Origin of the sequence: Hymenobacter psychrophilus (assembly GCF_900107135.1) — a bacterium.
Lineage (GTDB): Bacteria > Bacteroidota > Bacteroidia > Cytophagales > Hymenobacteraceae > Hymenobacter > Hymenobacter psychrophilus.
The window spans coordinates 1-13,425 of sequence record NZ_FNOV01000024.1; the positions used below are offsets into that span (position 1 = coordinate 1).

Below are 13,425 nucleotides of genomic sequence, written 5' to 3' on the forward strand. Positions count from 1 at the left end.
AGGTGAACAAGCCGATTGCACCGTGCTACCGGAACTGCTGGCCGCCCTGCCCGAAAAGCCCGGCGCTGTGGTGGCCGATAAGGCCTACGACACGAACGCCGTGCTAGCGGCTGTGGCCGGGCAACACGCGCAAGCCGTGATTCCGCCTAAGGCCAACCGGATAGACCAGCGGGCCTATGATGAGAACCTGTATGCGGACCGCAACAAAGTCGAACGCTTCTTTGGCCGGCTTAAGGAGGCGCGGGGCTTTGCCACCCGCTACGAGAAAACCGCCACCTGCTTCTTAGCCGGCGCTCACCTGCTCGCCGCCCTCGATTGGCTCCGATGACTGTCCACACAGTCTAGTTCACGACCTACCGCCCCAAATACACCATCAGCACCGACACGTCGGCCGGGCTCACGCCGCTGATGCGGCTGGCCTGGCCCAGGGTTTCGGGTTGGATTTTGAGCAGCTTTTCGCGGGCTTCGTGTGAGAGGGCAGGCATGGCCTGATAATCGAGTCGGCCTTGGATAATGAAGTTTTCCAGCTCCTGCATGCGGGCAGCCTGCTGGTGTTCCTTCTCCAGGTAGGCCTCGTACTTGACCAGAATTTCGGCCTGCTCCAGCGCATCGGGGCGGTAGGGGGCCAGGGCCAGCGCGAGGCCGGGCAGGGCGGCGGCCAGGGCCGGTAGCTCCACGCCGGGACGGCGCAACAGGTTCACGGCCCGGGTTTTCTCGCTGATTTCGGCCGAGCCGATTTCCGTGAGCCAGCCATTGATGTCGGCCGCTTCGATGCCGAAGCTCTTGAGAATTTTGGCTACTGCCTGGGTCTGCTGCTCCTTTTCGCGCACCAGCTGCATGCGTTCCTCCGAGGCCAGGCCCAGCTCGTAGCCCAGCGGCGTCAGGCGCAGGTCGGCGTTGTCCTGGCGTAGCAGCAGGCGGTGCTCGGCGCGGCTCGTGAACATGCGGTAGGGCTCGTCGGTGCCCTTGTTCACGAGGTCATCAATGAGCACGCCGATGTAGGCCTGGCTGCGCGAAAGTACGAACGGGGCCTCGCCGTGCACCTTGCGGTGGGCGTTGATGCCGGCCATCAGGCCCTGGCAGGCGGCTTCCTCGTAGCCGGTGGTGCCGTTTATCTGGCCCGCGAAATACAGGTTGGCCACCCGCTTGGTTTCCAGCGTGGGCAGCAGCTGCGTGGGCGGGAAGAAGTCGTACTCGATGGCGTAGCCGGGGCGGAACATTTTGGCATTCTCGAAGCCGGCAATTTTGCGCAGGGCGCGGTACTGCACGTCTTCGGGCAGGCTGCTCGAAAAGCCGTTCACGTACACTTCCACCGTGCTCCAGCCCTCGGGCTCCACGAAAATCTGGTGGCGGTCCTTGTCGGCGAAGCGGTTGATTTTGTCCTCCACGCTCGGGCAGTAGCGCGGCCCCAGCCCCTTAATACGCCCCTGGAACATGGGCGACTTCTCGAAGCCCTCCTTCAGGATTTCATGCACCTCGGGGTTGGTGTAGGTGATGTAGCAGGGCCGTTGCTTGGGCAGCGCGGGCGTGTCGAGGTAGCTGAACTTGCCGGGCACTTCGTCGCCGGGCTGCTCCTCCATCTTGCTGTAGTCGAGCGAGCGGCCGTCGACGCGAGGCGGGGTGCCGGTTTTCATGCGGCCCGCCTCGAAGCCCAGCTCCAGCAGCTGCTCCGTCAGGCCGGTGCTGCCCTTCTCGGCCATGCGGCCGCCGCCAAACTGCTTCTCGCCGATGTGGATGAGCCCGTTCAGGAAAGTGCCGTTGGTAAGCACCACCGATTTGGCCCGGTACTCGATGCCGAGCTGGGTTTTTACGCCCACGCACACGCCGTCTTCCACCAAAAGGCCCGTGACGGCCTCCTGCCAGAAATCTACGTTGGGCGTTTGCTCCAGCGCCAGGCGCCACTCCTCGGCAAAGCGCATCCGGTCACTCTGCGCCCGCGGGCTCCACATGGCGGGGCCCTTGGAGCGGTTCAGCATCCGGAACTGAATCATGGTTTTGTCGGTGATGATGCCCGACAGGCCGCCCAGCGCATCCACCTCGCGCACAATCTGGCCTTTGGCCACGCCGCCCATGGCTGGGTTGCACGACATCTGGGCGATGGTGTTCATGTTCATGGTAACCAGCAGGACTTTGGAGCCCAGTGTGGCGGCAGCCGCAGCGGCCTCGCAACCGGCGTGGCCCGCGCCCACCACAATCACATCGTATTCTTCTTGCTGAAACATAGTTGTTTAATCTGCCCGCGCCGGAAAGAGTTCAACGCGGATTGCCGGCCGCAAATTTACCGCCTTTTTATCAGCCATTAGCTGAGAGCCAATGGCTGGCAACCTCGTGCTGTCAAATGGAGGTAGAGTAGCCGTACCCTGCTACCGCCTAGGATACTTGGAGCCAGAGCTCTAAAATCCCAACCAACTGAAAAGGGCATATAGCAGCAACGAATACAGTCTAGTGCCGATAAGCGTATAGAATGTATAAGCGGTTACCCGATACGCGGCTAGCTCTTTTCTCCAGGAGTCGGTGCTTTTTGAAACATCGGCTACCTGCGTATTGGCTACGTAATCCCCCAACCGCCTCCGCCCAGTTATTGCCACTGCCAGGATTTCCAGTGGCCAAGTGATAAACGTAGTGTTTCGCAAAAAGCACTGCCACTCGTTTGCGGGAGTATCTGTTTCCTGTTGCACCTGCGTGTCTAACAGGCGCTTTAGTGGACTCTGTCCGTTAAGGAAATCTTTGTTGAGATAGAGTACGAGTAATAAATAGAATTCCCAATCACCAAGTACAGGAGAAAAAAGAACCATAGGAAGCACGCCTATCATGCACATATTGGCATGCTCCCCGAGTATGGATAGTAGGCGAAACTTTCGGTTCACAGATACTTGCATCAGATTAATCGTGTATGCAGTATGGTCAGGCCTTACACATCAGTGGGACCACTCAGCGCCGCGTTCTGGGCCTCCACCCGCTCCCAGGAAAACGGGTACCACTCCTCCCGTAAGCAGTCGAACACCTCCGTGGCGGCCGGGCAGGGGAACAGCTTGTAGTCGAACTTGGGGTAACCGTGCACCACGTAGCCGGGGTAGTAGTGCGTGTAATGGCGGCGGCGGGCCTCCTCCAGCTTCAGTAGCATCAGCACCTTACCCAGGCTGAATTTGCGGTAGTTGGGGTCGTAGAAGTTCATGATGCCCGCCATTGTCCGCTCCCCGCTGTCGAAGATGCCGGCCGCAATCAGCCGGCCTGCGTCGCGCACCTCCAGCACTTCGGTCTGGAATACGTTGTGGGTGGCGCCGTTCAGCAGGAAGGTTTCTACCGTATCGGGCGCATCGAAGGTGATGCTTAGCCGGTAGCGAGCGTAGAGCTCCTCCAACTCGTCCGTTAGCTCGAAGGGCCGGATGCTGGTGGTGAACCGCTGGCCCTGGCGGAGCAGGCGACGCTGAGCGGGACCGTACTCCACCCCGGCCAGCACCATACGGAGCCAATGCACGGTGTACACCTGCTCCCCCACCGGCAGAAACAGGCAGGTGAACAGGTCCTGGTGCATGCGGTAGTAGCCCTGGCCCAGGTAAAAATCCAGGGCCCGGCCAGGAATAACAAGCGGCGGCGTGGCGGACATTGTGTTGAGCTGTTAGCTGCTGGCTGTTAGCGTACGTTCTGAGGTGAAATTTGCGCTAGAAAACGGCTGTACTACACAAAGCTTCCGCTTCGCGCATCGGTGCGGAAGCGGCAACGATACGCAAAGCGGAAGCTCTGCACTGCGGATGGATGGTCTGTATAAAACTTTTGTTCTGGCGAGAAGCTAACAGCCAGCAGCTATAAGCTAACAGCTGAAAAATCAGAACGTGCGTAGCAGCAGGCAATCGTCCTCTTTTTTGCGCATGGCGGTCTGGCTGAGCAGGTCCTTGTCGGCGTAGCCCAGCAGATGCAACACGCCATGAATCATGACGCGGTGCAGCTCGTCGCGGAAGCTGACACCGTGGATAGCGGCGTTTTCGCGTACCCGATCTACCGAAATGAAGATGTCGCCTTCGAGAATGTCGGCGTCATCGGCGTTGTCGAACGTGATAACGTCGGTATACGTGTCGTGGTCGAGATACTCGACGTTGACCTTGTGCAGATACTCATCGGAGCAGAACACGTAGGTGAGCTGTACGATTTCGTGCTCGTGCACCTCGGCCACGCGCTCGATCCAGGAGGTCAGGTCGCGGGCGTCGTCGAGCTCGAAATCCACTTCCTCCACCAGAAACTCGATGCCATGCGACTCGGCTTCGGGGCCGCCGGGCTCATCTAACTCGTCGTACTCAGTTGGCAGGTCGCTCATGGCAGCCGGAAGCAGGGGTGAAACGGATAATCAGCAAGTGGAAAATCTGCCTTGGGCGAGCCGAGGCCTAGCGGGTGGCCGGAACTTCGGTTTCGTTGATGGTCGAATGACGCTCATCATCCGCAGAATCGGCAGAAGGTGTGGGCAGCAGGAAGGTAAGCTGTACGTGGCGGCCGTCCTTATTAAACTCCACCTCATCGGCGAGGTGGCGGATAAGGAAGATGCCGCGGCCACCGGGGTTCTCGATGTTTTCGGGTGCCGTCGGGTCGAGCAGGTTATCATAGTCGAACCCGGCCCCTTCGTCCTCAATCTCAAACTTCACGCGGTCAGGCTCTACCTGCAGCGACAACAGCACATTTTTATCCTTGTCGAACTTGTTGCCGTGGCGGATGGCATTGTTGACGGCCTCCGTGACGGCGACCATGATATTGCCGTAAATATCGTCGTCGATGTGAAACGTATCCTTCGAGTTGTCGATAAAGCTCTCCACCACACGGATGTTCTCAACGAGCGAAGGAATCTGAATTTTAACCTGCTTCATATGGGGTAAAAAAAGAGAAGGGCGGCGGGGAAAGGGTAAAAATAGCAGAACGCTACTTCATTTGTTGAAAATACTCGCTCACCTTGCGCTGATAGTACGGGGTGAGGGTGGGCGGTACGGCCCGAAGTAGCTCGGTCTGGCGGGTTTGCTGGCGCTGATACTGCTGGAAAGCGGGCGGAAAAACGGGCGGACGCTGCTGGGCCGTCTGCGCTTCGCGCTTGTCGTCCTGGTCCCGCTCACGGGCTGATTTCTCGGCTTCAAGCAAGCGAGTCAGGATTTGGCGCTGGCGCATAATGGTCTGCTCCGTCAGCCGCTTGTTTACGAGGTCGGTTTCGGTTTGTTCCATCATTTTTTTCACGTCGCCGAGGCCGCCCGCGCCGTCCTGGCCCTGGCCGTCCTTGTTGGAACCGGGCTTGCCGCCGCCTTTTTGCTGCATCTTCTCCAGCTCCTGCATGGCCTGGCGCAGCATCTGTTGCTGGCCGGCCAGCTTGGCCAGCTCCTCCGATAGCGCCCGGCCGGTTTTGCCACTCTGCTGGAGCTGCTGAATCTGCTGGTTGAGTTGCTGCTGCATGCGGCCCATCTGGCCCTCGCCGGCCGAGCTGCCCTTTTTCTTCTTGCGGCCGGGCTTGCCGCCGCCCTGCATCTGCTGCTGGCTCTGGCTTTCACGCTGCTGCTGCTGCATCTGCTGCAGGGCGTCATTCAGCATCAGGGCCAGGTTGTTCATGCTGGTCATGGCCTGCTGCTGCGTACTGGTGGCGCGGCCCACATTTCGGTCCTTGATGTGGCCCAGGGCCTCATCCATGCGGCCGTTCATCTCGCCCACCTCGCGCGTTACGAAGCTCTTGAGCTGGGAAACGCGGTTGGCCAGCGCGTACAACGAATCCTGCACCACCCGGGCGTCGTCCTTGAGCTTGCGCTGAGTCTGGCCGAGCTGCACGAAGCGCGGGTCGCTCTGGTCGACCTGCCGGAACTGCTGCATCAGGTTTTCCTCATCGAAGCTGAGCTTGAGCAGGTTTTCGAGGATGTCGCGCAGGTCGTCGATGTTTTCCTGCTGCTGGTCCTGCTCCTCCTGGTCCATCTGCTGCTGCATCTGCTGGGCCATCTGCTGCATCTTCTGGGCGGCCTGGCTTTGGCTTTGGCTGGCCTTCTTATTCTGGTTTTTGCTTAGCTGCTGCTGGCTCTGCTGCTGCTGTTCGTCCACCTGCTGCTGCTCCGGCTTCATCTCGTCGGCCCCGTTTTCGCCGTCGAGCTGCTTGTCCATTTCCTTGAGGTTTTTGAGGTCCTCTTTCACCTCCTCAAACTTCTGCTGCTGCTCGGTCTGCTGGTCCTTTAGCTTTTGGTTTTCGGCTTTCTGCTGCTGGTTGTCCTTCTGGTTGGCCGGATTGTCCTTGTCATTCTTCTCGGTCTGCTCGGCCAGCTTCTGCTGGTCCTGGGCCAGTTGTTGGAGCTTTTCGAGGGCCTGGTCCTGCTTCTGCTCGAACTGCAGCTGCTTGAACATTTCAAGGGCTCGCTCCAGCTCTTTCTGCAGGGTATTTTCCTTGTTTTCGAGCTGTTGCAGCAGTTTTTGGATGTCGGGCTGGTTCTGGTCCTGCTGCTGCTCCAACAGCTTGCGCAGCTCTTCGTAGAGCTTCTTGGTTTCGGGGTCGAGCAGGTCATCCATCAGCTTCTGCAGCTCCTTGGCTTTCTCGGCCAGCTCCTCGTTTTTCTGGGGGTCGAGCTGGTTTTGCTGCTCCTGCAACTGCTCGAACTGGCGCTTGAGGTCGGCCAGCGCCTGGTCCATGTCCTGCTTGCTGTCGAGCATGTCCTTGAGCTGCTTGCGGTCCTGGAAGTTTAGGTCGCGCTTCACTTTGAGCTTGTCCTGGGCTTTGGCCAGTTCGCGCTCCATCTTCTTCGAGTCCTGGGCGGCCTGGCTCAGCTCGCTCTGCATGGCCTGGCTCTGGGAGGCCAGCTGCTGGCGCTGCTCGGTGCGCGAGGGTAGCCGGAACTCGGCCACCCGGCTGCGGCCCGGTTTGGCGCCGTTCACGCCGTCGTTGTCCCACACCTGCACGAAGTATTCGAGCCGGTCGCCGGGCTTCAGGCTAAGCCGGCGCACGTCCCAGGCGTAGGCGTAGCTCTGGCTGGGGCCCGCGCCCAGCGGCAGGGCGCGGGTCTGGTAGGCGGCGTTGGGGTTGTTTTTGCCCAGGATGCGGTAGTGCAGCTGCAGGCGCGAGAAGCCATAGTCGTCGCGCAGGTTGCCGCCCAAAGCCAGAAACTGGCGGGCGGTGGTGTCCTGGAAGCTTTCGAGAGTTACCTCGGGCACCGCGTCCGCAATTACGGTCAGTTGGTACTCAATCGGGTCGCGGTTGGGGCTGGCGGCGTTGCGTAGGCGCACGGCGTAGTTCTGGCTGCGAGTGGCGCGGCGGCGCAGATGGAACTGGCCGGCGGCGGCCTCATCAGGCGTGGCGGCTACGGTTTCATTGGGGTTCTGAAAGTTCAGCTGGAGCTGGTCGGTGGCTTCGGTCTGAAACTCCCAGCGCAGCTCCGTACCCTCGGGCACCGTCAGGTTGCCGGTGTTGCGAATGGTTTCGGCCGGCCGGCCTACGTAGGCCGGGTACACGGCCCGGATGGCGAAATCGCGCAGATTGGGCCGCGCTTTCACCTTCAGGTTGTATTCGGAAGACGAGAAGCCGGCCGCGGCCAGCTGGAAGTCCACGTTCTGGCGCAACTGCCGGAAATCGTAGCGGAAACGGTTGCCGGTTTCGCGGGTCAGCCGGCGCTCTTTGCCCTCGTACTGAATGCTGATTTCGTTGGGCAGCACCTCCCCCTCCACCGTCACGTTCAGGCTGAAATCTTCGCCCTTGAACGCCGTGAGGCTCTTATTTTCCACTACGAACGTAAACGGCGCCGGCGGACTATACTTCTGGTTGTAGTTGAGAATGCGGCCGGTGCCCTGCACGAAGAAGGCCGGGTAAGCCAGCAGCAGCACCGCCACCACGGCCGCGGGCACGGCCACGTACTTCCAAAGCGGCCGCGTTTGGCGCTGAATATCGATGCCCTGCGAAAACTCGACGCCCCGCAGCTGCCCGGCTCGCTGCTCCAGGCTGGCAGCCAGCAAGGCGTTTTCCTGGGCCTGCCCGCGCAGTTGCAGCGCGTTCAGCAACTTGTCCTGTACGTCGGGGAACAGCTCGCCCACCCGGCGCGCAGCCTGCTCGTCGCTGAGCATGCGGCGCAGGTGGGTGAGGGCCGCCAGCGGCTGCCAGATCCAGCGTCCGAAAGCGTACACCACGCCCCCTACGAACCCGAACAGCAGCCCGGCCCGCACCCAGGTGGGCAGGTACAGGAAGTATTCGAGCAGGCTGAATACCAGAAACAAACTCAACAGCAGCCCGCCGGCCACCAAGGCGCCGCGCACCAGCAGATTGAGGTAAAACTTGCGCTTAAATGCATCGAGGCGGGCCAGCACATCGTCCAAAGCCCGGGTCGTCGCGGGGTCTTGCTCCACTACCATAGATGTACTTACTGAGCTGTTAGCCGCTAGCTGTTAGCTGTTAGCTTCATTCTGGCCGATAACGGCTTGCACTAATTTCGTGCAAGAGACGTCGATTCGGCCTTTTAGCTGCCCGACTCAGGTTGGGGAAAGATACAACATTCGCCCCGCCAAGCAGTGTAAGACGGACAACAGTAACGGGGCAAGAGGTTCCTTTCCTCTGAGCTGTTAGCTGAGAGCTTTTAGCTATTGGCCTTCATCCAACGGGAAAAAGCTGGCAGCTAATAGCTCTCAGCTAACAGCTAACCCGGCGTACCTTTGGCCGCTTCGTACCTCCTTCTCTTCCGGCCCGTGCCCCGATTGTTGGCCACGGTGCTGTCGGCGGTGTTTCATCCGCTGCTGGTGCCGCTTTATTTGTTTTATGTGGTGTGCTACCAGCTACCGGGCGTGGTGCTGCGGCCGGTGCTGTCGGGCCGCTGGCTGGTGCTGGTGATAGTAGCGGCCTGCACGCTGGGCCTGCCCGGCCTGGGCACGGCCCTGCTCGTGCGCCTGGGCTACGCCGATTCGGTGGAGCTGCGGCAGCGGCAGCAGCGCACCCTGCCGCTGCTGCTGGCCGCAGTGGGCTTCGCCACGGCCAGCATCCTGCTCTATCGGCCCGGACAGCTCGATGCGCTGCTCGCCTGGCTGATGGCGGGCATGACGCTGGCCGTGCTGCTAACGCTGCTCATCACGCTGCGCTGGAAGATTTCGGCCCACGGCGTGGGAATGGGCGGGGCGTTCGGGCTGCTGCTACTGCTGCACCTGAGCGGCGCGGCCGATCTGGCCGGCGTCTGGTGGCTGGCTGGCTCTGCGGCCTTGGCCGGCGCCATCGGTAGTGCCCGGCTGGCCCTCGACGCCCACTCGCCCGCCCAGGTCTGGGCCGGCTTAGCGCTGGGCTTGGGCGTCGCGCTGGCCATTGGGGCGGTGAATGTTCTTTAAAAGCAGTTAGAATTAAATCATTAAAGCTACCAGTCCGGCGTAGAGACGCAATATTTTGCGTCTCGTCGTTGCTGATGATGGCCGTCTCATCTTGCCGTTCAACGATGAGACGCAAAATATTGCGTCTTTACACTCAATGCTTATTTGACGAAGCTTAGGACTTCAGCGCTGCCATCAATCAACCAGAAAAATGACCAAAAAGGAAGGTCCCGCAACAACCGTTGCGGGACCTTCCTTATATTTTCTAAGCCCTAAGCCCTAAGCCCTAAGCCCTAAGCCCTAAGCCCTAAGCCCTAAGCCCTAATAAGATGGGCCTTTATCGGCTTGTACTAGCTGCTCTTCGGCGTCCACATACTCGTCAATCGAGGTGCAGGAGCAGATGAGGTTCCGGTCGCCGTAGGCCGAGTCGATGCGCGACACGGACGGCCAGAACTTGTAGGCGCGGGCGTACTCGGTGGGATACACGGCCTGCTCGCGCGAGTAGGGGCGCGTCCAGTCGTGCACGAGCACCGTGGCGGCCGTGTGGGGGGCATGCTTGAGCAGGTTGTCCTTGGCATCGGCGCGGCCTTCTTCCACCTCAGCCACTTCCATGCGAATGGCAATCATGGCTTCAATAAAGCGGTCCAGCTCCTCCTTGCTTTCGCTTTCGGTGGGCTCCACCATCAGCGTACCAGCCACCGGGAAGCTTACCGTGGGCGCGTGGAAACCGTAGTCCATCAGGCGCTTGGCAATATCTTCCACCTCGATGCCGGCCTTCTTGAACTGGCGGCAATCCAGAATCATCTCGTGGGCGCAGCGGCCGTTGGCGCCGGTATACAGCACGGGGTAGTGCTCCTCCAGCTTGGCCTTGATGTAGTTGGCATTCAGGATAGCAATGCGGGTGGCTTCGGTCAGCCCTTCGCCGCCCATCATGTTGATGTAGGCGTAGCTGATGGGCAAAATGCTGGCCGAACCCCACGGGGCCGACGAAACGGCGCTGGCCGTGCGGCCGTCGGCATCAATCAGCACGTGGCCGGGCAGGAAGGGGGCCAAATCGGCCACTACGCCGATGGGGCCCACGCCGGGGCCGCCGCCGCCGTGCGGAATGCAGAACGTTTTGTGCAGGTTCAGGTGGCACACATCGGCGCCGATGATGGCGGGCGAGGTCAGGCCCACCTGGGCGTTCATGTTGGCCCCGTCCATGTATACCCGGCCGCCGTGGTTGTGGATGGTCTGGCAGATGTCGATGATGGTTTCCTCGTACACGCCGTGGGTGCTGGGGTAGGTCACCATCAGGCAGCTCAGCTTGTCGGCGTACTGGGCGGCTTTGGCCTCCAGGTCGGCCACGTCGATGTTGCCGTCTTCGGTGCTCTTCACCACTACCACCTGCATGCCGGCCATTACGGCCGAGGCGGGGTTGGTGCCGTGGGCCGAGGCCGGAATCAGGGCCACGTTGCGGTGCTGGTCGCCGCGCGAATCGTGGTAGCCCTTAATGGCCAACAGGCCGGCGTACTCGCCCTGGGCGCCCGAGTTGGGCTGCAGGCTTACGGCATCGAAGCCGGTTACCTCGCACAGCCACTTCTCCAGGTCGGCAAAGATTTCGGCGTAGCCCTGGGCCTGCTCGCGGGGCGCGAACGGGTGCAGGTTGCCGATTTCGGGCCAGGTAACCGGAATCATTTCGGCGGTGGCGTTGAGCTTCATGGTGCACGAGCCGAGCGCAATCATGGAGTGCGCCAGGCTTAGGTCCTTGTTTTCGAGCTGCTTCATGTAGCGCAGCATCTCGTGCTCGGAGTGGTGGCTGTTGAATATGGGGTGGGTGAGGTACTCGCTCTTGCGCACCAGCACGTCGTCCCAGTTCACGTCCACCTCGGCGGGCAGGGCCACCTGGGGCGCGTTCTTACCGAGCACCTTGGCAAACACGGCCACGATGTCCTGCACGTCCTCGATTTCGGTGTTCTGGTTGAGCGAGATGCCCACGCGGGGCGTGCCATGCTCGCTGAAGTAGCGGAAGTTGATGCGGGCGGCTTCGGCCTCCTTCTTCACGGCGCTCTGCAGCTCCTCGCTCTCCAGCTTGATGTCGAGCGTATCGAAGTAGAACTCGTTGCGCTGATTCAGGCCCAACTCACCCAAAGCACCGGCCAGTGTCTGGGCTTGGGCGTGGATGTTGCTGGCAAACTGGCGGATGCGCTGCGGGCCGTGGTACACGGCGTACATGCCGGCCAGCACACTCAGCAGCACCTGGGCGGTGCAGATGTTGCTGGTGGCCTTTTCGCGGCGGATGTGCTGCTCGCGGGTTTGCAGCGCCATGCGGAAGGCCTTGTTGCCGGCCGCGTCAATGCTCTGGCCGATAATACGGCCCGGAATCACGCGCTTGAACTGGTCGCGGGTGGCCAGGAAGCCGGCGTGCGGGCCGCCGTAGCCCATTGGCACGCCGAAGCGCTGGGAGTTGCCCACCACGGCGTCGGCGCCCATCTCGCCGGGAGGCGTGAGCAGCGTGAGCGACAGCAAATCGGCCGCTACGGTCACGAACAGGCTGTGCTCGTGGGCTTTAGTAATGAAGTCAGTGTAGTCGTACACGGCACCGTCGGCGGCCGGGTACTGCAGGATGGCGCCAAACAGCGACTCGTCGGTGAGGTCGGCCGTGCGGTGGTCGCCAATCACCAGCTCAATGCCCAGCGGCGTGGCGCGGGTGCGCAGCACATCGATGGTCTGGGGCAGCACCTGCTCGGAAACGAAGTAGCGGGTGGCGTTCTTCTTTTTGCTGAGCGAGTGAAACATGTGCAGCGTTTCGGCGGCGGCGGTGCCTTCATCGAGCAGGCTGGCGTTGGCAATGTCGAGGCCCGTGAGCTCCATTACCATCGTCTGGTAATTGATGAGGGCTTCGAGGCGGCCCTGGGCAATTTCGGCCTGGTAGGGCGTGTAGGCTGTGTACCAGCCCGGATTCTCGAGGATGTTGCGCTGAATGACGGCCGGCAGCTGGGTAGGGTGGTAGCCCAGGCCGATGTAGTTCTTGAACAGCTGGTTCTTCTCGGCAATGCCCTTGAACTTGGCCAGAAAAGCCCGCTCGGTGAGGGCCTTGGGCAGATTCAACGGCTTTTTGAGGCGGATGGCCGCTGGTACGGTTTCATCGATGAGCTGGTCTAGCGACTCGACGCCGACAACGCGCAGCATTTCGGCAACACCAGCATCGTCAGGGCCATTATGGCGGTCCACAAACACGTCGGCGGGCTTGGTCTTCAGCAACATAAGAAGGGTGGTGAGGGTGGTAATGGAAGGCTAGTGTAGCACCTCCAACAAAGGTAGCGCGAAAAGGCTTCACCCTTAAACCGATAAGCCGGCAAAAGTTTGGTAGAACCCAATGAGCCCAATGCCTCCACCTACAACGGCCGCCATACCCGACGCACAATGTTTTTGCTAACGACAATAGGTGGTGCCGAAGCGCCTACTGTAACTTGCGCTACCAACCCAACCCGTTTTCTATGGCCGCTGCTCCTACCCTTTTTCCACCCGAACCGCTTAAGCTGCAAACCAAAGACGGCAAAATCTATTCGCCCGTCCGCAAAAAATGGCTCGTGCAAACCCCCGAAGAAACCGTGCGCCAAGAGTATCTGCTCACGCTGGTGAACGAGTACGGCTACGCCCTCAACCAAATCAAGGAGGAGGAAAGCCCCATCGGCGGCCGGGGCTCGGCCGGGGCCCGGTTCGACTTTGCCATCTACCGCTCGGCCCAAGATATTACCGATAGCAAAACTCCGCTCATCATCATCGAGTGCAAGGCCGATAACGTCACCATTTCGGAGCAGGACTACCAACAGGGCGAGAACTACGCCCGCCTAGAGTGTGTGGACAGTCATGTTTAAATTTGCGGGATGCGACGCCACGAACTTACTGAGCGTGAATGGGAACTGATTCAGCCGCACACACTTGGGCAGGCCGGTACGGCAGGCGGCACAGGCCGCAACAACCGCCATTTTGTCAACGCCGTGGTCTACCGGGTGCGCACGGGCTGCGCCTGGCGCGACCTGCCCGAACGGTTTGGCCCTTGGAACACGGTAGCCCGACGCTTTCGCCGCTGGGCGCTGGCTGGGGTCTGGGAGGGCCTGTTCCAGGCGGTGCAGGAGCCGGATTATGCTTGGGTGCTGGTCGACT

The 13,425-nt window shown here is 60.8% G+C and carries 10 protein-coding genes; 4 read left to right on the forward strand and 6 right to left on the reverse strand.

Annotated features, from left to right (window positions below; genetic code table 11):
• Positions 1-328: transposase (locus BLW21_RS20275; RefSeq protein WP_139255082.1), on the forward strand; the 328-nt coding region annotated here is incomplete at its 5' end.
• Between the two features lie 25 nt (positions 329-353).
• Here the strand turns inward: BLW21_RS20275 and mnmG are convergent.
• From mnmG to BLW21_RS20305, 5 genes are all read right to left on the reverse strand, one after another.
• A complete protein-coding gene (gene mnmG, locus BLW21_RS20280) occupies positions 354-2,222 on the reverse strand; it encodes a tRNA uridine-5-carboxymethylaminomethyl(34) synthesis enzyme MnmG (protein WP_092743835.1) in 1,869 nt (622 codons plus the stop codon).
• Between the two features lie 689 nt (positions 2,223-2,911).
• Complete coding sequence (locus BLW21_RS20290; RefSeq protein WP_092743839.1) at positions 2,912-3,607, reverse strand: GNAT family N-acetyltransferase; 696 nt, start codon at positions 3,605-3,607, stop codon at positions 2,912-2,914.
• A gap of 219 nt (positions 3,608-3,826) precedes the next feature.
• Entirely contained in the window at positions 3,827-4,312 is a 486-nt protein-coding gene (ybeY, locus tag BLW21_RS20295; protein WP_092743841.1) for an rRNA maturation RNase YbeY, read from the reverse strand.
• Positions 4,313-4,379: 67 nt separating this feature from the next.
• Positions 4,380-4,853, reverse strand: coding sequence for an ATP-binding protein (locus tag BLW21_RS20300; protein WP_092743843.1), 474 nt, complete (start codon positions 4,851-4,853; stop codon positions 4,380-4,382).
• Between the two features lie 52 nt (positions 4,854-4,905).
• Positions 4,906-8,340 (reverse strand): DUF4175 family protein, encoded by a 3,435-nt coding sequence (locus tag BLW21_RS20305; protein WP_092743845.1) that lies wholly within the window; start codon positions 8,338-8,340, stop codon positions 4,906-4,908.
• Between the two features lie 330 nt (positions 8,341-8,670).
• Between BLW21_RS20305 and BLW21_RS20310 the strand changes: the two genes are divergently transcribed.
• A complete protein-coding gene (locus BLW21_RS20310) occupies positions 8,671-9,297 on the forward strand; it encodes a hypothetical protein (RefSeq protein ID WP_139255359.1) in 627 nt (208 codons plus the stop codon).
• Between the two features lie 300 nt (positions 9,298-9,597).
• On the opposite strand, the gene gcvP is transcribed toward BLW21_RS20310, so the two are convergent.
• Entirely contained in the window at positions 9,598-12,522 is a 2,925-nt protein-coding gene (gcvP, locus tag BLW21_RS20315) for an aminomethyl-transferring glycine dehydrogenase (protein ID WP_092743849.1), read from the reverse strand.
• 233 nt (positions 12,523-12,755) lie between these two features.
• Here gcvP and BLW21_RS20320 point away from each other — a divergent pair, with 233 nt between their 5' ends.
• Together BLW21_RS20320 and BLW21_RS20325 are read left to right on the forward strand one after the other, a co-directional pair.
• Positions 12,756-13,136 (forward strand): type I restriction enzyme HsdR N-terminal domain-containing protein, encoded by a 381-nt coding sequence (locus BLW21_RS20320; RefSeq protein WP_092743851.1) that lies wholly within the window; start codon positions 12,756-12,758, stop codon positions 13,134-13,136.
• A gap of 9 nt (positions 13,137-13,145) precedes the next feature.
• Positions 13,146-13,425, forward strand: a 280-nt coding sequence (locus BLW21_RS20325) for a transposase (protein ID WP_139255360.1), incomplete at its 3' end; no start/stop codon positions are given.

What these genes read in the sequence shown, in the direction of transcription:
- mnmG (WP_092743835.1), bottom strand. Translation starts at nt 2,222, where the DNA reads ATGTTTCAGCAAGAAGAATACGATGTGATTGTGGTGGGCGCGGGCCAC.
- BLW21_RS20290 (WP_092743839.1), bottom strand. Translation starts at nt 3,607, where the DNA reads ATGTCCGCCACGCCGCCGCTTGTTATTCCTGGCCGGGCCCTGGATTTT.
- ybeY (WP_092743841.1), bottom strand. Translation starts at nt 4,312, where the DNA reads ATGAGCGACCTGCCAACTGAGTACGACGAGTTAGATGAGCCCGGCGGC.
- BLW21_RS20300 (WP_092743843.1), bottom strand. Translation starts at nt 4,853, where the DNA reads ATGAAGCAGGTTAAAATTCAGATTCCTTCGCTCGTTGAGAACATCCGT.
- BLW21_RS20305 (WP_092743845.1), bottom strand. Translation starts at nt 8,340, where the DNA reads ATGGTAGTGGAGCAAGACCCCGCGACGACCCGGGCTTTGGACGATGTG.
- gcvP (WP_092743849.1), bottom strand. Translation starts at nt 12,522, where the DNA reads ATGTTGCTGAAGACCAAGCCCGCCGACGTGTTTGTGGACCGCCATAAT.
- BLW21_RS20320 (WP_092743851.1), top strand. Translation starts at nt 12,756, where the DNA reads ATGGCCGCTGCTCCTACCCTTTTTCCACCCGAACCGCTTAAGCTGCAA.